The organism is Candidatus Enterococcus ikei (assembly GCF_017316105.1).
Classification (GTDB): Bacteria; Bacillota; Bacilli; order Lactobacillales; family Enterococcaceae; genus Enterococcus_L; species Enterococcus_L ikei.
The window spans coordinates 22734-41526 of sequence record NZ_JAFLWD010000045.1 but is presented as its reverse complement, the minus strand read 5'-3'; the positions used below and the strand labels follow the sequence as shown (position 1 = coordinate 41526).

Genomic DNA, 18793 nt, shown 5'->3' with positions numbered 1-18793 from the left:
CCAAATAATTTATAGTTATTCGGAGGTTTTTGGATGCAATTTATTCCTTAAATTATAAGTATCCAACACTTTAATTTTCTGATTTGTACTTACTGCTGTATAAATCTGTGTGGTTACAATGCTTGAATGACCAAGCAACTCCTGAACTTCTCGAATATCAGCACCATTTGATAGAAGTTCAGTAGCAAATGTATGTCGTAAATGATGAGGTGTAGAAGCAGGGGCGATATTTGCTAAGTCTCGATATTTTGAATAAATGTTTTCAATGCCATAAATGGAAAGGCGTTTACCATATTTGTTTAGAAATATAGCATTAGATTTGGGTTGGTAGTCTTCTCTTGCACAAAGATACTCAGTTAAAGCATTGTTTGTTTCAAAAGGTGAAATATAAATAAGGCGTTCTTTGTGATTTTTACCTTTTATTAAAAGTAAACGGCTATTAGGTTGATAATCAACAATATTTAAAGCATGTGCTTCGCCGATTCTGATCCCTGTAGCAATCAAAAGTTCAATTAATGCAATGTCTCTGAGAAGGTTTCTGTACTTTGAGGGGGTCAATCCTGATTCCTGAAGTAAATACATTTGCTTTAACATTGTATTTATCTCATCCGGAGTTACTATTTTCGGCAATTTTCTTGGAGTGATGTAATAATAGTTAAAGTTAGGTTTTTGTATTGTTGAGATATCCATTAAGTTTTCATTTGTTAGATATCTATAAAACATTTTAAAGACCACGATTTTACGTTTTAAAGTGGTTGCTTTCAACGTTTTTTGAAACTCGCTGATATATTTAGTAATGCCAACTGGATAAGGGTAATTATTTTTCGAACAGAATTGATTTAAGTTGATTAGATCTGAATAATAAGCTTTTAAAGTTTTTTTTGAAATATTACTGAATGTCTTTCGTTCTTCAAGATAGTTGTCGATATGGGTTTTAAAATCAAATGTCATTATGAGTCAGCCTTTCTATGTATCAAGTAGGATCATTCTTTATCATAAGCTACCCAGTCTGAGATATCTAGCCTTGAAAAGAAAAAATGAAGAAAAGCTAGGTTAGACATAATCCAGTTGTTTTTCATCTGATCGTTTAAGGAGTATACTAAATATGTATTCACTTTTTAAAGAAAGGAATGAACAAAACATGTCTTTAGAAAAAACAAAAGAATTAGCAAATGGTTCGATTATCCCTCGTCTAGGTTTAGGGGTATGGCAAGTAAAAGATGGAGCAGAAGCAGTTGATTCTGTAAAATGGGCGTTAGAAGCAGGCTATCGTTTAATTGATACAGCTGCTGCTTATAAAAATGAAGTTAGTGTTGGTGAAGGAATTCGAACATCTGGTGTTCCTAGGAACGAGATTTTCGTAACAACTAAATTATGGAATGCAGATCAAGGCTATGAGTCAACACTAAAAGCTTTTGATGAAAGTTTAAAAAAACTTGAGCTAGACTATATTGATTTATATTTGATTCATTGGCCAGTAGAAGGAAAATACAAGGATTCTTGGCGTGCGATGGAAGAAATTTATCAAAGTGGACGTGCCAAAGCAATCGGTGTTTCTAATTTCCATGAGCATCATATTGAAGACTTATTGAAGGACGCAACTGTTGTGCCAATGGTCGATCAAATAGAGATCCATCCAACATTGACGCAAGAACCATTACGTAAATTTTTAGCTGATCATAATATTGCTGCTGAGGCGTGGTCTCCGCTAGGACAAGGGAAAATTTTAGAAGATCCTACCTTAGTAGAAATCGGTAAAAAATATGATAAAACAGCGGCTCAGGTGATTATTCGTTGGCATTTACAAAGTGATATCATCGTTATTCCAAAGTCAGTTCACCAAGATCGTATCAAGCAAAATTTTGATGTTTACGATTTTTCATTGACCAAAGATGACATGCAACGAATCGATCAACTAAATACAAATGAGCGTTTAGGTCCAGATCCAGATAACTTTGATTTTTAAATAAGCATTAAAAAAGCTAGAAGAACGGGGACAATACCCCAATCTTCTAGCTTTTTTTATAGTTGATTCACAAAATAGTCAAAGAGTTTAAATTCTTTTGTTTCAACATCAAAACGAAGCTCAGGATGCCATTGAACACCTAATACACGCTGGCTTGAATCAACGGATTCAATAGCTTCTACAATACCATCAGAAGATTTTGCACTGATTTTCAAAGGTGCGGCTAACTTGTTGATCGCTTGATGATGATAAGAATTAACCTTAAATTGTTCTCCCAGCAAATTGTAAAGAGAGCTGTCCTTCTCTACTTGAATATTGTGGGTAGCGAATTGTGGTTGGGTAGGTTGTTGTCCATGCTTGACTTTCCAATCGGGGTATAAAGAAAGATCCTGATATAAAGTCCCACCTAAAACGACATTAATCAATTGCATGCCGCGACAAACTGCAAAAATTGGCTTTTGTTGTTTGATGGCTTCTTTGATCAATGCTATCTCAAAAATATCTCTATTTCGATTCGTTTCTTCAAGTTTTGGATGTGGTTCTTCGCCAAAAAAATCTGGAGAAATATCTTGTCCGCCAGCTAATAATAATTTATCGATTTTTGAAATATAAGTCTCTGCTGTTTCTTGTGAACCAATTGGTAAAACAATCGGTAATCCGCCAGCTTTTTGAATCGCTGTCACAAATCCTTGAGGTGTATAACTCACATAGTTACCATTGAATATTTCAACGGATTGAATAATTTGATTTCCGGCTATGCCGATAATAGGTTTCATTTGATCACGTCCTAAATTTTTGTGTAGAGTAACAGTGTATCATTTTTTTTAATAAAAAGGGGATAAATGAACTTTAAATATTAAAAAAAACGTCATTCATTGATTAGGATCGACCTAAAAAATGAATGAACGTTTTTTGATTTTTTTAACGAGTACGAATTACTTCGATTTTATAACCATCTGGATCAGTAATAAAATAATATGATGGTGGAGTTCCAGGTAAACCTTTCATATCAGTCACTGTGAATCCTGCATTTTTTTGTTCTTCATGCAATTTTTCGATTTCGTCTGTGCTGATAGCAATATGGCCGTAGCCATCTCCAAGATCGTACGCTTCATGATCATAATTATACGTAAGCTCTAGTTCATAACCATCACCAGGTAAGGTTAGGTAAACTAAAGTGAATTTATGTTCTGGAAAATCACGACGGCGGCTTTCTTCAAAATTGAATGCCTTTTGATAAAATTCCAGCGACGCTTCTAAATCTTTGACACGAACACAAGTGTGAGCCATTTTCATATGAGTCATCTTCCTTTCATAAATGGATATTGTCACAGACTAAATCAATTAATCTGCTGACATTTTTATAGTAGCATAGACTTTACTGAACTTGTGAGCGAAATGATAAGATATTACTTGTTCATGAGAAAATTCTCATGTAAAATTAGGCTAAACGAAGAGGGAGTTGTTCTTATGGAAATACCGTCATTTGGTGAAAAATCAGAAACATTGGTATATAAAAAAAGGCTAGGGGCGTATATTATCGTTTCAAGAAATAACGGTACTGAAATTGTATTAGTCCAAGCACCGAATGGAGCGTATTTTTTACCTGGCGGAGAAATTGAGTTGGGGGAGACTAAAGAAACTGCGATTGAACGGGAAATGATCGAAGAGCTTGGTTTTGAAGTGGTTATTGGGGAATATCTTGGACAAGCAGATGAATATTTTCATTCAAGACACCGAAGTACAGATTATTATAATCCAGGTTATTTTTATGTTGCTGATAGTTGGAAAAAAGTATGTGAACCTTTAGAGAAAACAAATACAATTTGCTGGGTCTCTGTTGAACAGGGAATTGATTTACTAAAAAGAGGGAGCCATAAGTGGGCAGTAAAAAAATGGAAAGCGATTTAATATAATAAAAGTGTTTAGCTACTAGAGTTTCAAATAATTTACAGAGAAGTTGCATTTTTACCATTGATTATTCTACATCAAAGCGTGAAGCAAAAGTGTTTTTTACTTTTGCTTCACGCTTTTTTTATGAAAAAAAGTTGAAATAAACATGAGAAAATACATTTACGTTTCTAAATTAAGAAAAGTCAGTTTAGATTTTGTATTTAAATAATACGTTTTTTGAGGTGAAAAAAAGATCATAGTGAAAAAGATGATTGAGATACTGGACCTTAGTATTATTGATTTAATCAGTTAGATATTTTTATCACACATACTTGGTTTTTATAGACCACTTTTTGTATTAGGGACATACAAAATATGTCTTCAAAAGAGATTGAAAGCGCTTAGTAAACAGATTATATTGAAATGGAACCAATAAGTCGTACGCTTGGTGAAATTCAAAAGGGGTGTTGCATATTGTTAAGTGAGATGATAAAAGAAGAATTTATTCAATTGGAACTTGAAGTATCAGATTGGGAGGAGGCTATTCGTCGATCAGCTGAGCCTTTGCTTAATGGAGGCAAGATCACAGCAGAATATATTGAGAAGATTATTGAAACAACTCGAACATCTGGACCTTATATTGTGATCACAAAACATGTTGCACTGCCGCATGCACCAACTCAATATGGTGCATTGGATCTTGCGATGGGCATAACAACATTGAAAACACCCATCATTTCAGGAAACAAATCCAACGATCCAGTAAAATATCTTTTTTGTATGAGCGCTAAAGACAGCGAAACGCATCTGGAGTCAATGGCTGAATTGGTAAATTTATTAACGGATCAGAAATTCTACCAACTATTAGATACAGCGAAACATCCAGCCGATATTTTAAACTACATTATTGAAAATGAATAGGAGATGAACAATATGCATAAAGCACTTGTTGCTTGTAGAGCAGGAGTAGGGTCAAGTTTGATGCTAAAAATAAAAACGGAACAAGTAATTAAAGAAAATGGATTTCCCATCCAAATTGAACATTCTTCTTTAGATGCAGTACCAAGTTTTGATGGTGATTTATTGATCACACTAGCAGATGTTGCACAAGAATTAGAAACTCAGGGATTAAAGCAAACGATTATTGGCATCAATAATATTGTAGACAAGGTCGAAATCGAAAGTAAACTAAGTGGATTTTTGAATAACTGATTCAAATAAAAGGAGATGAAAAAAAGTGGATTTTATTATTAGCTTTTTAAGTACACCTGCAATCTTACTAGGAATCGTTGCATTTGTTGGGTTAGTTGCCCAAAAGAAAACAGGAACCGAAATTTTAACTGGAACATTTAAAACAATTATTGGATTTATGGTTTTTAGCGCTGGGGGAGCATTGATGACTGGTGCGTTACAAAATTTCAATAAATTATTTCAAACAGGTTTTAATATTGTTGGGGTTGTTGCTTCACCTGAAGCTGCAACCGCGATGGCTCAAGAGCAATATGCATTGGTCACATCATGTACATTGATTCTAGGTTTTTTAATGAATCTGGTTTTTGCTCGAATTACACCAATGAAAAATATCTTCTTTACAACAGGTCATAGTTTATTTTTCGCTTGTGTTCTGTCATTGATTATCAAGTCTCATGGGTTATCAGATATTGCGGCAATTATTTTAGGAGGAACGATTTTAGGTTTTTGTTCAGCAGCACTTCCTCAATTGTGTCAGCCGTTTATGCGTAAGATTATCGGAAGTGATGATGTTGCAATCGGACACTTTAACATGATCGGCTATTCATTATCAGGATATATCGGTAAACTTTTTAGCAAACATGAAGAAAAAAGTACTGAACATATCAATTTCCCAAAATGGTTATCTTTTTTCAGAGATTTTTTGATGGGTGTTGCAGTAATCATGTTGGTGCTATTCTATGTATCCGCTTTAAAAGCAGGTCGTGATGTTACTCAAGAATTAGCTGGAACCACACATTGGTTAGTCTTTCCAATGATTCAGGCTTTTACCTTTACAGCAGGGATGTCTATTTTAATGACAGGTGTGCGGATGTTCTTGGCAGAAATTACAGCGGCATTTGTTTCTATTTCAGAAAAATTTATTCCAAATTCTCGTCCGGCATTAGATGTTCCCACCGTTTTTCCTTATGCACCAACAGCAGTAATTGTCGGTTTTTTATCTGCTTACGCTGCAGGTTTGGTTGGAGTTGCGATCATGGTGATTTTTAAATTCCCAATCGTGATTATTCCAGCTGCTCATATTTGTTTTTTCTCTGGTGGAACTGCAGGTGTTTTTGGCAATTCAACAGGAGGTTGGCGAGGTGCTGTTGCTGGCTCTTTCATCGTGGGTTTATTGTTAGCCTTTTTACCGACAGTGCTTTATCCGGTTTATGGAAGTATGGGATTAGAGGGTTCAACCTTCCCAAATATTGATTACAACGTTATCGGTATATTCATTGAAAAAATATTAAGTCTTTTTTCTTAATATAAAAAATTGATCAATAGCTAAATACTTGCTGAATAAATTAATATAATCGGTAGATTGGAGAAAAAATGATGAAACAGTCAACAGATCAAGGGATAGTGAATTTTTTTGAAAACACATCTGAAGAATTGAATAAATTCATTCAAGAAATATCAATAGAAAGATTAATTGCTGCTAAGGAGTTGATTTTGGCTTCAGAAAAAAATGGGGGTCGGGTTCATGTGACTGGCATTGGCAAACCAGGACATGTTGCAGAGTATATCGCTTCTCTTTTATCCTCAACAGGAACACCTGCCTATTTTTTAGATGGGACAGAAGCAATTCATGGATCTGCAGGTCAGGTCCGTGCTGAAGATATTGTTTTATCCATCTCAAATAGCGGTGAAACAGAAGAGCTGATAAAAACAGTCCGAACATTGAAAAAAAACGGTGCTAAAATCATTTCGATTACAGGTAAAAAGAACTCTTGGTTGGCAAAAAATAGTGACTGTTTTCTTTTTGCTGGTGTAGAAAAAGAGGGAGATACTCTGAACAAACCACCCCGTGCCTCAATTTTAGTGGAAGTTTTGATTCTCCAATCATTAAGTGTTCTCCTACAAGAAGAAAAAGCAATCACCAACAAAGAATACGTAAAATGGCATCCTGGTGGAACGCTGGGGCAAAGTATTTCAGTAAATGAGTAAAGGAAGGAGAATCAAAATGAAGCCAGAAGGAATCATTACGGCAATGGTCACACCATTAGATAAAGCAAATAGAATTAATTCTATTGCCACAAAAAAGTTAGTAAATCATTTGATCGAAAAAAAAGTCGATGGCTTGTTTATTCTTGGAACAAACGGTGAATTTCATGCATTAAGTGATTCAGAGAAACTAACTTTTGCTGAAATAGTTATTGCTGAGACGAATGGCCGTGTCCCTATTTATGTAGGAACGGGTGGTAATAGCACCAATCAAGTTATTTCTTTATCAAAACAAATGACAGATTTAGGGGCAGATGCATTATCTGTTATCACGCCCTATTTTGTCTCGCCAACCGAAAGCGAGTTGATCAGCCATTATTTAAACATTGCTGAAGCGAATACAGCACCAATTATGCTATATAATATACCTAAAAATACCGGAATAAATATCACTTGTAATACAGTAAAAAAATTAGCTGCCCATCAGAATATTATCGGTATCAAAGACAGCAGCGGCAAAATTGAAAATATAAAAGAATATATTGATGTATCAAAAGGCAAAGATTTCTCAGTTTTATCAGGATCCGATTCGTTGATATTACAAGCTTTACAGGCTGGCGCTACTGGAGCGATTGCTGCTACATCAAATGTTTTAACTGCAATCGACGTAGCAATCTATAAGTACTGGTTAGAAGGCAACCTAAAAAAAGCTCAAGTTATGCAGGAAAGTATAGAAGCATTTCGTCAAATCTTAAAATTAGGAACGATTCCATCAGTATTAAAAGCAGCAATCGCGTATCAAGGAATAGATGTTGGAAATCCAAGGCTGCCAGTACAGCCACTTAGCAAAGAAGAACTCTTGCAAGTTGCAAAAACGATGGATTTTTACGCAGAAATTAATCAATAGTCCTAAGGAGGAAAATAATGTTTCGAACAACTATACTAAATCGTATGGAAGAAACTGCAATCATGGCGATTGTCAGAGTGGACACAATGGAGCGAGCAATTGAAATCGTAGATGGCTGTTTAGCTGGCGGAGTAGATTGTCTGGAAATTAGTTATACCTTACCAAATGCTGGAGAGATCATTCGACAGTTGACTCAACAGTATGGAGAGCAAGTATTAATTGGCGCAGGAACTGTGTTAGATAGTGAGACAGCGAGATTAGCTATTTTAGCTGGGGCAAAGTTTATCATTGCTCCAAATTTCGATCCATCGGTTTGTAAATTATGTAATCGATATCAAATCCCATATATGCCAGGTTGTACCAGCGTAACTGAAATGATTACAGCAATCGAAGCTGGAGCAGCAATGGTTAAAGCTTTTCCAATTTCAAGTTTTTATGGACCTACTCTTATTACGACTTTAAAAACGCCCACACCTTATCTACCAATTATGTCCTCTGGAGGAGCGAATTTAGAAAATATCGACGAATGGTTGAAAAGCGGGGTAGATTGCGTTGGAATTGGCAGTCTTTTGACAAAAGGAACAAAAGAAGAAATTGCAGCCAATGCAAAGCAGTTAAAACAGGCAGTGATTAATCACAGAACACAAGCTAACTAAGAATAGTTTTTGGAGGAGGGGATTGAATGACTGATGAGCGTTCTAGAAAATTAATGAAATACCTGATTGAGCGTTCAATACACGAAATAAATGAACTAACCGCTCAAACAGGTTTAACCAAAAGGCAACTGGAATATTCTTTGGAAAAAATCAATGAATACGTTGTACCTGACAGTGAACAGAAATTAATGATTGAGAATAATCGGATTATTTTAACGAACCAACTCCAAGAACAGTTTGTTTCTTTACTTTCAGATAAGACCTATGCAAAAGAGTATCTAATGAACTCGGTGGAACGATCAAAATATTTGTATTTACTGTTATTTTATTACTTAGATGACTATCTTTCTATCAATCATTTTGTTGAAGAACTTGGTGTTGGAAAAACAACAATTATCAATGACCTAAAAAATTTAACTCTAGAATTGGAAAAAGAAAATATCCAGCTCATTTACACTAGAAAAAATGGTTATACGTTATTGGGTAGCGAAGAACAGATCAGATATCATCTGATGAAAATGATTATCTGGGATTTAACGGAAAGTAATGCAGTATTTATCTATGATCAATTTATCGAAAAGAATCAACTGGATACCATCGAATCGACGAAAGAATTGATTGAACATTATACAGCAAAATATGGTATTTCATTTGTGGAAAATCGTTTGACTGAATTTCTGTATACTTTTATCTTTTTAAAAAAGAGATTATTTACTTTGCCAGCAAATTGTTATGACAGGTATCAACTGCCGGCTTTGATCGCAATGAAAGAATATCAATTTTCTAAAAGTATTCTAGATCATCTTGGGATTGAAGATGAGTCTGCGTGTGGCTACCTCTGTGCATGGATATTGGGCTTGTCTATCGGTAGTCCAAATGATTCCACAAAAGATTATGAAACAATCATGGATTTAGTTAAACGAATTATTTTACGCTTTGAAGCGATATCAGGCATTCGCTTTAATAACCAGGAATTGGTGATTCGCCAACTTTATTCTCATCTGAGGCCAGCTTATTATCGCTTATATTTTAAGCTGCCTATTGTAAATCCTTTGCATAGTAAGATAAAGGATGAATACAGTGAGTTATTCAATATTGTTGGAGAAACGTTAAAACCTTTTGCTTCTTTATTTGAACATCCAATTCCAGAAGATGAAGTAGCATTTTTGACTATGCATTTTGCTTCATTATGCTCTAATTTTGATGAATACACGACAACACAAAAGGTGGCCTTAATTGTTTGTCCGAACGGAATAGGTAGTTCCTCGATCGTTTATACAGAACTAAAAACTCTTTTTCCAGAGTTGTCGTTTTTGGGGCCAGTTGAAACCAATGAGATTGAGCAGTTATCAGATTCTTACGATTTGATTTTTTCAACAGTCCCTAATATCCGCTTGTTTTACACAAAAAAGCCAGTGTATATTGTTAGCCCAATCATGAATACAAGAGAAAAATATCGTTTGATCAGTGATGTTTATACCCAAATTGGAAATTTAAACTTCAAATTACCAAGTGTGGCTAAGATTATGGACATTATTCAACGACATGCTTCAATTACTGAAGGATCAGGGTTAGAAAAAGAGTTATATGAATACCTCATCAATCAAGAAGCACCTGCTAAAAATGAAGAGGATGGGCCAAGCCTATCAGAAATTACGGCGCCAGAATTAATTCAACTTAATCTGAGAGCCAAGGATTGGGAAGAGGCCATTCGTCTTTGTGCGGCATCTTTATTAAAAGATGGCAGAATTACTAGAAATTACATTGAAACAATGATCGATACGGCTAAAAAAGAAGGAGCCTACATGGTGATTTCTAAATATGTTGCTTTACCTCATGCAAGACCAATAGATGGGGTAAGAAAATTAGGAATGAGTATCAGTGTGTTAAAGCAGCCAATTGTATTCGGAAACAAGGAAAATGATCCAGTGAAATATATTTTTTGTCTCGCTGCTACCGAAAATAATCGTCATTTGAATGCGATGGTAGAGTTGGTAAAATTATTAGAAGACCCACAATTTTACAGTTTATTGGATACAAGTAATGATCCACAAGAAATTTATCACTATTTGAATCAAGAAGAAATTCTTACGGTGAAATGTTAGAGGCATCAATGAGAAAAAGCGAGTGTAACATAGCTCTCTGAGTCACGTTACACTCGCTTAAAATCTGAATAAACGGTAGGAGCAGAAGCAACTCCGCCCCAACCTTTTGATAATGAACAATTACATATATTTTAATAGAACTTCAGCAACGCCGTCTTCATCATTACTAGTTGTTTGAACATCTGCTGCTTGTTTCACATTTTCAGTAGCATTTCCCATAGCCACACCAATACCAGCATATTCGATCATTGATAGATCGTTTTCGTTATCTCCAATCGCCATTGTTTCTGATTGAGAGATACCTAAGTGTTCAGCAAGTTTTGCTAAGGCATTTCCTTTGCTAGCTTCTTTGTTTAAAATTTCATAATAAAATTCAGTACTTTTAACAGTTGTATATTTATTAACGAAATCTTCTGGGAGTTGACTGATCGCTTTATCCAAAATTTCAGGCTCATCGATCATCATCATTTTGATAAACGACATATCAGGTGTCATCTCGTCAACGGCTCGATATTTTAAAGGCATATCAACTAAGTAGGCTTCATGCACTGAGTATTTGCCGATATCTCGATTAGCCGTATAAATCGCTTGGTCATCGATGGTGTGCAGATGAGCGCCAACTTTTCGTGACATTAATTCGATTTCTAAAAAGTCATCATAACTTAATGAATACTGAGAAATAATTTCATTGGATTTTGTTGCTTGCACCAAAGATCCGTTATATGTGATTACATAATCATTATCACCATACAAATCTAATTCTGCCAGCTGCTCTTTTACACCAGGCAACGGACGACCAGTACACAAAACGATAGAAATACCGCTTTCGTTAGCTTTTTGAAGTGTTTCTTTTACTTTTGGACTGATCTTTCTGTTTGAATCAAGTAATGTTCCGTCAATATCTATTGCAACTAATTTAACTGTCATAGGTTCCTCCTGTAAATATATTCTTTAGGGTATTCATTCAACTAATGCACCATTGTGAATGTAGGAAGCAAATTCGCGGTAGGTGTCATCAAATAAATCATAATGTTGCTGTCTTTTCGGGTCAACCATTTCTTTTGGAAAATAAAAACGTTCATCAATTTGTGTTTGCCCAGCAAGAGCCGCAACAAGATGGCTGATTTTAGATAATTCGATCAAGGTTCCATCTTTTTGCATGATTTCAATTTGTGTTCGGTGGCTATTTTTTTCTGGACGATAAAAATCATAGGGTAGATCATAGCTTGAATTGATTGCTGTGTAATATTTTGGATTATAGCCGACTTTTTCAATCAGAGATTTTAAATGACGGATAGTCACTGAATCGCGATTACCAGAAAATGTTGCAGATTTAAGTGGTTTTCGTATTAAAAAGCGGTTAGCTAAATCATTTAGAATGGGATCAGGCAACGAAGTCCATTGGGTGAAATACGTATTTAAAACACCATCATCCAAGCGTAAGTATTCTTGTAGCGAAAAATTTCCTTTGAAAAACGGCACCAACAATTGGGAATGTAATTGATAATCTTCTGGTTGTTGTTCGTACAATTCTTTGGCTCTATGAAGAAGATGATCTAAAATAACTTCCATACCACGAGAAACTGGGTGAAAGTAAACTTGAACATACATTTGATAACGACTAACAATATAGTCTTCTACTGCATGCATCCCATTCATCGCAAACGCTAACCCATCTTTATAAGGTCGAATAACTCTTAAAATTCTAGTTAAATCAAATGTTCCATATTCTGTTCCTGTAAAATAAGCATCGCGCAATAAATAATCCATGCGGTCAGCATCTATTTGACTGGAAATCATTTGAACAACTTGAGGATTCGGATATTGCTTGGTAATTACACTTGCTACTTTATCAGGAAAATCTGCTGAAACACGATTCAATATTTGGAAAACCTCTGTTTCAGGAGAAGTGATGATTTCTACTGTAATTGCTTCATGATCTGTGTTAAAAATATGTTCAAATGTATGAGAATAAGGTCCGTGACCAACATCATGAAGTAAGGCTGCACAAAGTGTTACTAAGCGTTCGTTATCATCCCAACCTTCTTCACCTAAACGTTCAGCTGAATAATTGCGTTGGAAGATGTCGCAAATACGGCGAGTTATTTCGTAAACGCCTACAGAGTGGGCAAAACGGCTATGTTCTGCACCATGAAAGGTAAATGAAGAGGTGCCTAATTGCTTGATTCTACGCAACCGTTGCACTTCTGCTGAATTGATCAAGTCTAAAATCACTTGATGTTGTACGTGAATATAATTATGAACGGGGTCTCGAAAGACTTTTTCAATCGGTAAAATTTGGTTCTTGTAAGGCGTCGGCATTATTTCACTCCTTTTATTTAAACTGTAGATTAATCCTTTTCTAGAAAAGATGAACGAAGTAGTAACATACGTAGATAAATCTATCTCAATAGTTCATTTCGCTGAATCATTTTGTCCATCTGTTTGTTCGTTTCAGTTGTAAACCATTCTGACGTCAATAATTGGGACAAGGTATGTTCATCAATAGTCAATGTCCCGTTAGTTAATAATACGTCGATTAAACGTTTTTTCACTTTATTTATTGTTAAAGGTTGTTGCAGCAAATCTTCTAAGTTTGCCATTACGGAAGGAACAACAGGCGGATAGCCATTTTTCCCGAAATCTTCATGCAAACTAGCTTGATAAAAACGGCAAACACTTTCACCACGCTTTTGCTGATCGCCATTGACACTTAAATAAATCATCACAGCTGTGCCGTCTTTCACTCGACGTTGCGCAATCCCTGCAAATTTTTTACCTGCAATGCTCAAATCAAAAGTTCCAGGGCAATAGGATTCTGTAATCTCAAAGGCTTCAATTAGGTGACTAGAATCCTCAAATGCATGTTTGATCCATTGCCACATAAAGGTGTAGGCTTCATCAATGCTAAGTTTTTTATGTTCCTGATTTGGAAGAATCAACGAAACATTTAGAATACCCTCATCAGCAATCACGCCCAAGCCGCCAGCATTACGGATCACAATATTATACCCATCTTGCTTCAAAGAAGCTAACCCATTTTTCAAATCAGGAACTCGAGTATCTTTCATTCCTAAAATCATCGCTTGATCAAGCTGCCAAAAATGAATGATCGGCTGTTGGTTGATCCCGGAAAACGTTGTTAACGTATCAGTTAGTGCAAAAGGAAGATAGTAGTCTTTTTCAGTCAAGCAAAACTGATCATATAAATAAATCGTATCGGTTGTAAAGAGCTGGTTTAAATTAGTCATCATCTTCTTCATCCTGTTTTACGCGTGACACGTAGTCTTTTACTTCTTTATTCATTTGATTATATTCATTCGTAAAACGCATTGGTTTACTAATAATCCTCATCGGCATGGTGGCTAAAAATTTACTAAAATCTTGTCTGGCTTCTTCAGTCAAACGCCCAGGTTTAGAAACTAAGCGTTCATATAAATAATGATAGAAATGATTCATTGCATCGATATCAATACTCATTTGATTATGGCACTCTTCACATTCAATACTGGAAATGATCTCGTTCATATATTGAATGTCATGAAGTGTTTCTTTTTGGCAATGCATGCAAAATAACATCGCTTCTTCATCGTGAAATAACATTTGTTTCCACCTCCATGCTCTATTATAAACGATTTAAAAGAAAAATCAGCTTATCTGAGCAGAAATGATGAGGAAAATGACGATTTTTTAAGGAAATTCAAAAAATACCTAGAAAATCTTGCTATCAGTTAAAGAAAGCTATAAAATGTTTACATATGATTTGTTAGGGAACAAATGTAAAAGGGGTGAAAAGATGAACCAAACGGTGGTCCAAGATCAACCAAACAAATGGATAGATGAGACAGAGGCATTGAAAAAAATGTGGGAAATTCGCATTTTTGAAGAAACGATTCAAGCACTTTTTGAAGCAGGAGAATTATATGGCACGATGCATCTTTGTATTGGGCAAGAAGCCACAGCTGTTGGTGGCACTGCTGTTTTAAAACAAAGTGATTGGATTGTCTCTACACATAGAAATCACGGACATTCTATCGCTAAAGGAACAAGCATCAGAAACATGTTAGCTGAGATGCTTGGAAAAAAAACAGGTACTAACGGCGGTAAAGGCGGTAGTATGCATATTGCAGATTTAGATGTTGGAAATTTAGGTTCAAATGGTATTGTTGGAGCTGGTTTTCCTATTGCTGCTGGAGCTGCATTAAGTGCTCAGATGCAAGGGACAGATCAAGTGGTGCTATGTTATGCAGGGGATGGCGCGACCAATGAAGGCAGTTTTCACGAAGCACTGAATTTAGCTTCTATCTGGCAGTTACCTGTTGTTTATTTCATTGAAAATAACCAATATGGGATGAGCAGCTCAATTGAACACATGGTCAATATCGATAAACTTTCTGAACGAGGGAAGAGCTATGGTATTGATGGCGTAACAATTGATGGCAATCATTTGGATGCTGTAACAGATGCTGTTGCAAAAGCAGTTGAAAAAGCTAGGAATGGCAATGGACCGACATTGATAGAAGCACTGACTTATCGCCATAAAGGGCACTCTAAATCAGATAAGCTGATGTACCGTTCAGAAGACGAATGTCGTCAATGGCAAGTAAATAATGATCCTATTTTACGTTTAGAAAAAGAAGTGATCCAAAAAGGGCTTCTTAATGAAGTGGCCATCCGAAAATTAGAACAGACGATTCGAAAAGAAATAGCTGACTTAGTTGCTTCAGTAAAACTTGACAGTGAGCCGACTATTGAGGATCTTTGGACACATGTCTATGCGGAGGATGAACAATGAGAACAATTAGTTATTTGCAAGCAATCAATGAAGCCTTAGACGAAGCATTAGCAGAAGATGAGCATGTTTTTCTTATAGGGGAAGACATTGGGGTTTATGGCGGAGGCTTTGGTGCCACTCAAGGTCTTCAGGAAAAATATGGCAAGCAAAGAGTTCGGGATACACCAATATCTGAAAGTGCAATCGCTGGTGCGGCAGTCGGCGCTGCTATGACAGGGATGCGTCCAGTAATGGAATTACAATTTTCTGATTTTATTACTGTAGCAATGGATCAACTCGTCAATCAAGCGGCTAAAATCCATTATATGTATAATGGAAAAGCCAAAGTTCCATTAGTAATGCGAACAGCAGCTGGTTCAGGAACAGGTGCTGCTGCTCAACATTCCCAAAGTTTAGAAAACTGGATGGCTCATATTCCCGGTCTAAAGGTAATTCAGCCGACCAATGCGTATGATGCCAAAGGGTTGCTTCATGCTGCAATAAAAGATAATAATCCTGTGATGTTCTATGAACATAAATTATTATATAAAACGAGCGGAAATGTCCCAAGCGAGCCATATACAATACCAATCGGTGTTGCAGACATTAAACGTACAGGTGATGATATAACGATCATCGCGACAGGAATTATGGTCAATAAAGCGTTAGAGGCTGCAGAAATTATGAAAGAAAAAGGAGTTTCTGTTGAAGTAGTCGATCCAAGAACTTTAGTACCGCTTGATAAAGAAACTATTTTGCGTTCGGTTAAAAAAACCAAACGAGTAATCGTTGCAACAGAAGCAGTGAAAAACAGTGGTTTTAGCGCAGAAATTACAGCAATTATAGCCGAATCTGACAGCGCTTTGGATCTAAAGAAACCAATTGTTCGTTTGGGTGGAGAATTTGTCCCAATGCCGGCGCAAAAAGTATTGGAAGCCCGTGCGACTCCACAAGTTGATTCACTAGTGAACGCTGTAGAGAAACTGATGGTAGAGATCGAGGCATAGTTTATGAAAATTAGTGAAGATCGTAGAAGAATGCTAAAAATCGTTACGATGTATTATGAACAAGGCTTGACTCAAGCTGTGATTGCTCAAAAGATGGGTGTTTCACGTCCCGTTATTTCTAAAATTCTTCAGCAAGCAAAAGAAATTGGAGTTGTTTCCATTTCAATCAAAGATGAGTCTGCTTATGCGGTAGAACTTGGCTTGCGATTGGAAAAAAAATATCAGTTAGATGATGTGATCGTGGTACCTGCAAGTGATCAAAGTCGAACAGATAGAATACAACTAGAAGTCAGTCGCTCCGCTTCGTTTTATTTAAAAGAACGACTAAAACCTGATATGAGTGTGGGCCTGTCGTGGGGCACAACGTTAGCTGATATGATCGATGAAATGCCGTATTGCTCATTTCCAACAATCAATGTTTGCCCGCTAGTTGGAGGTGTGTCAAGTGAACATCTCTATTATGATACAAATCATTTGGTTTTTAGATTAGCTGAAAAACTTAATAGTCGTTGCCAGTATTTTTACGGACCCGCACTAGCTGAGAGTATCGAATTAGCAGATGTTTTAAACAAGACCCAATTAGTTGGCAAAGCGCTGAAGCAAGCAAAAAATGTTGATTTTGCCATTATAGGCGTAGGTAATCCAAATGAAAGTTCTACATGGAAACGACTAGGTTATATAGAAACAAAGGAATTGGAAATCATAAAAAAAACAGGCGTCAAAGGAGACGCAGTAGCTTCCTTATTTGACAAAAATGGTCAAACAGTGAACAATGACATAAGTAAACGAATGTTAGGGATAAAAGTGGAAGATTTAGCGAGAATTTCAAATGTGATGGTGATTGGATGCGGTGAGGAAAAAGCTGAAAGCATTAAACCATTACTGCTTAGTAACTGTTGTACTATTTTAGTTATTGATCAGATGATCGCTGAGGCTTTGCTTTGAGATTGTTCATGAAAGCCATTCGGGATAAAAGAAAAATCTGATTGTAGCAAAGAACGTTTTATTTTCTATCAAGATTGGACGAATCTGCTACATTTTTAAATTAAGGAGAGTGCGTTAAATGGATTTATCACAAGGAACACCAGTATCTATTCAATTAAAAACAGTTGTAGATCAAGCTGGTGAGAAGAAAAATTTTTATTTTGACTTAGAGGGTCAAATCGTAAAAATGGGAGATACATTATATATACGATATAAAGAAGAGCAAGAAGAAGGCGATCCTGTACCTGTGACGATCAAAGTTGAACCAGATGGGAAAATTCAATTGATTCGAGCTGGCGGATTAAGAATGCGGTTAAAATTTGCCTATCAAGAACGCTTAGATACGAGTTATAAAACACCTTATGGTTTATTCCAAATCACTACATTTACTCGTAATTTACGTTTTAGTTTAAAGGATCAACCGATAGCTGGAAGCATCTTGATTGACTATGATTTATATTCTCAAGCTGAAAAAATCGGGGAATATCATTTAGAATTAGAATTTACTGCGTAATTATGAAAGAATCAATTGATTTTTTCTTGATGTTTTTGTATGATAAGGAGTAGACTGTGAAAGGACGTGTACCGTTTGGAAATTAATGTATTTGACGGGTTGAACAAAGATGAACTATCCATGATCGAAGTTGCGCACGCAATTTTAGAACAACGTGAAGATGTGATGGACTTCTCTGATTTAGTAAACCAAATTCAAAATTATCTTGGAAAATCTGACAGCGAAATTCGTGACTCTTTAGCACAATTTTATACTGACTTAAATATTGATGGCAGTTTTATCTCTCTTGGAGATAACCGTTGGGGCTTGCGCTCATGGTATCCAATCGATTCTATCGACGAAGAAGTAACACACGGTTTGGATGAAGACGAAGAAGACAAACCACGCCGTAGAAAACGTAAAAAAGTCAATGCCTTTATTATTGATGCCAATGATGAAGATGTGATCGACTATAATGATGATGATCCGGAAGATGCTGAATTAACTGGTGATGACGACGATATTCTTTATGATGATGACGATGAAGAAGATGAAGAGATCAAAGCCTACAATTCTGATCTTCAAGAAATCGGAGCAGATTCTGACGATGAAGAAGAAGTATTGCCAGGAATCGAAGAAGATCTTACAATTATCGATGAAGATGATGTAGATGATGATTTCGATGATGAGGATGAATACGCAGATCCTGTAGAAGAAGAATAATGATAAATATGAGTGTTCTGTAAGAAAGAGCACTCATATTTTTTGTGTTTCGCACAGCTGAAAGAGTATAGGATTCGATTTTTTTGTTTATAAGAAAAAAATCGATCA

21 protein-coding genes are annotated in these 18793 nt (G+C 35.9%); 14 read left to right on the top strand and 7 right to left on the bottom strand.

Going from position 1 to position 18793, the window contains the following annotated elements:
• Positions 1-15 precede the first annotated feature (15 nt).
• Positions 16-951, bottom strand: coding sequence for a tyrosine-type recombinase/integrase (locus JZO69_RS15335; protein WP_207113695.1), 936 nt, complete (start codon positions 949-951; stop codon positions 16-18).
• 190 nt (positions 952-1141) lie between these two features.
• On the opposite strand from JZO69_RS15335, the gene JZO69_RS15330 reads away from it, so the two are divergent.
• A complete protein-coding gene (locus JZO69_RS15330) occupies positions 1142-1966 on the top strand; it encodes an aldo/keto reductase (RefSeq protein WP_207113694.1) in 825 nt (274 codons plus the stop codon).
• A gap of 56 nt (positions 1967-2022) precedes the next feature.
• Here JZO69_RS15330 and JZO69_RS15325 read toward each other — a convergent pair whose 3' ends face one another.
• Both JZO69_RS15325 and gloA read right to left on the bottom strand, forming a co-directional pair.
• Positions 2023-2742 (bottom strand): gamma-glutamyl-gamma-aminobutyrate hydrolase family protein, encoded by a 720-nt coding sequence (locus JZO69_RS15325; protein ID WP_207113693.1) that lies wholly within the window; start codon positions 2740-2742, stop codon positions 2023-2025.
• Between the two features lie 145 nt (positions 2743-2887).
• Positions 2888-3262, bottom strand: a complete 375-nt coding sequence (gene gloA, locus JZO69_RS15320; RefSeq protein WP_207113692.1) for a lactoylglutathione lyase — start codon at positions 3260-3262, stop codon at positions 2888-2890.
• A 174-nt stretch (positions 3263-3436) separates the two neighbouring features.
• Here gloA and JZO69_RS15315 point away from each other — a divergent pair, with 174 nt between their 5' ends.
• From JZO69_RS15315 to JZO69_RS15280, 8 genes are all read left to right on the top strand, one after another.
• Positions 3437-3877, top strand: coding sequence for an NUDIX hydrolase (locus tag JZO69_RS15315; RefSeq protein WP_207113691.1), 441 nt, complete (start codon positions 3437-3439; stop codon positions 3875-3877).
• A gap of 456 nt (positions 3878-4333) precedes the next feature.
• Entirely contained in the window at positions 4334-4780 is a 447-nt protein-coding gene (locus JZO69_RS15310) for a PTS sugar transporter subunit IIA (RefSeq protein ID WP_207113690.1), read from the top strand.
• Between the two features lie 12 nt (positions 4781-4792).
• Positions 4793-5071, top strand: coding sequence for a PTS sugar transporter subunit IIB (locus tag JZO69_RS15305; protein ID WP_207113689.1), 279 nt, complete (start codon positions 4793-4795; stop codon positions 5069-5071).
• A 25-nt stretch (positions 5072-5096) separates the two neighbouring features.
• Complete coding sequence (ulaA, locus tag JZO69_RS15300; protein WP_207113688.1) at positions 5097-6356, top strand: PTS ascorbate transporter subunit IIC; 1260 nt, start codon at positions 5097-5099, stop codon at positions 6354-6356.
• A gap of 68 nt (positions 6357-6424) precedes the next feature.
• Positions 6425-7039: a KpsF/GutQ family sugar-phosphate isomerase gene (locus JZO69_RS15295; RefSeq protein WP_207113687.1), complete on the top strand. Its 615-nt coding sequence runs from the start codon at positions 6425-6427 to the stop codon at positions 7037-7039.
• Between the two features lie 16 nt (positions 7040-7055).
• The gene (gene dapA / locus JZO69_RS15290) at positions 7056-7943 is read left to right on the top strand and encodes a 4-hydroxy-tetrahydrodipicolinate synthase (protein WP_207113686.1); all 888 of its coding nucleotides are present in this window, start codon (positions 7056-7058) and stop codon (positions 7941-7943) included.
• Between the two features lie 17 nt (positions 7944-7960).
• Positions 7961-8599 (top strand): bifunctional 2-keto-4-hydroxyglutarate aldolase/2-keto-3-deoxy-6-phosphogluconate aldolase, encoded by a 639-nt coding sequence (locus JZO69_RS15285; protein WP_207113685.1) that lies wholly within the window; start codon positions 7961-7963, stop codon positions 8597-8599.
• 26 nt (positions 8600-8625) lie between these two features.
• The gene (locus JZO69_RS15280) at positions 8626-10704 is read left to right on the top strand and encodes a BglG family transcription antiterminator (protein ID WP_207113684.1); all 2079 of its coding nucleotides are present in this window, start codon (positions 8626-8628) and stop codon (positions 10702-10704) included.
• Between the two features lie 120 nt (positions 10705-10824).
• Here JZO69_RS15280 and yidA read toward each other — a convergent pair whose 3' ends face one another.
• The 4 genes from yidA to JZO69_RS15260 form a co-directional block, all read right to left on the bottom strand.
• Positions 10825-11631 carry a sugar-phosphatase gene (gene yidA / locus JZO69_RS15275; RefSeq protein WP_207113683.1) on the bottom strand — a complete coding sequence of 269 codons (807 nt, stop codon included), beginning with the start codon at positions 11629-11631 and terminating at the stop codon, positions 10825-10827.
• Positions 11632-11664: 33 nt separating this feature from the next.
• A complete protein-coding gene (locus JZO69_RS15270) occupies positions 11665-13026 on the bottom strand; it encodes an HD domain-containing protein (RefSeq protein ID WP_207113682.1) in 1362 nt (453 codons plus the stop codon).
• Between the two features lie 80 nt (positions 13027-13106).
• Complete coding sequence (locus JZO69_RS15265) at positions 13107-13955, bottom strand: lipoate--protein ligase family protein (protein ID WP_207113696.1); 849 nt, start codon at positions 13953-13955, stop codon at positions 13107-13109.
• Entirely contained in the window at positions 13948-14307 is a 360-nt protein-coding gene (locus JZO69_RS15260) for a hypothetical protein (RefSeq protein ID WP_207113681.1), read from the bottom strand. Before JZO69_RS15260 ends, JZO69_RS15265 begins: the two co-directional genes overlap by 8 nt.
• A gap of 193 nt (positions 14308-14500) precedes the next feature.
• On the opposite strand from JZO69_RS15260, the gene JZO69_RS15255 reads away from it, so the two are divergent.
• The 5 genes from JZO69_RS15255 (at position 14501) to rpoE (ending at position 18685) form a co-directional block, all read left to right on the top strand.
• The gene (locus JZO69_RS15255; RefSeq protein ID WP_207113680.1) at positions 14501-15499 is read left to right on the top strand and encodes a thiamine pyrophosphate-dependent dehydrogenase E1 component subunit alpha; all 999 of its coding nucleotides are present in this window, start codon (positions 14501-14503) and stop codon (positions 15497-15499) included.
• Positions 15496-16485 (top strand): alpha-ketoacid dehydrogenase subunit beta, encoded by a 990-nt coding sequence (locus JZO69_RS15250; protein ID WP_207113679.1) that lies wholly within the window; start codon positions 15496-15498, stop codon positions 16483-16485. Before JZO69_RS15255 ends, JZO69_RS15250 begins: the two co-directional genes overlap by 4 nt.
• 3 nt (positions 16486-16488) lie before the next feature.
• Positions 16489-17430, top strand: coding sequence for a sugar-binding transcriptional regulator (locus JZO69_RS15245; protein WP_207113678.1), 942 nt, complete (start codon positions 16489-16491; stop codon positions 17428-17430).
• A 118-nt stretch (positions 17431-17548) separates the two neighbouring features.
• Entirely contained in the window at positions 17549-17983 is a 435-nt protein-coding gene (locus JZO69_RS15240) for a YwiB family protein (RefSeq protein ID WP_207113677.1), read from the top strand.
• Between the two features lie 75 nt (positions 17984-18058).
• A complete protein-coding gene (rpoE, locus tag JZO69_RS15235) occupies positions 18059-18685 on the top strand; it encodes a DNA-directed RNA polymerase subunit delta (RefSeq protein ID WP_207113676.1) in 627 nt (208 codons plus the stop codon).
• The last annotated feature ends 108 nt before the right edge of the window (positions 18686-18793 follow it).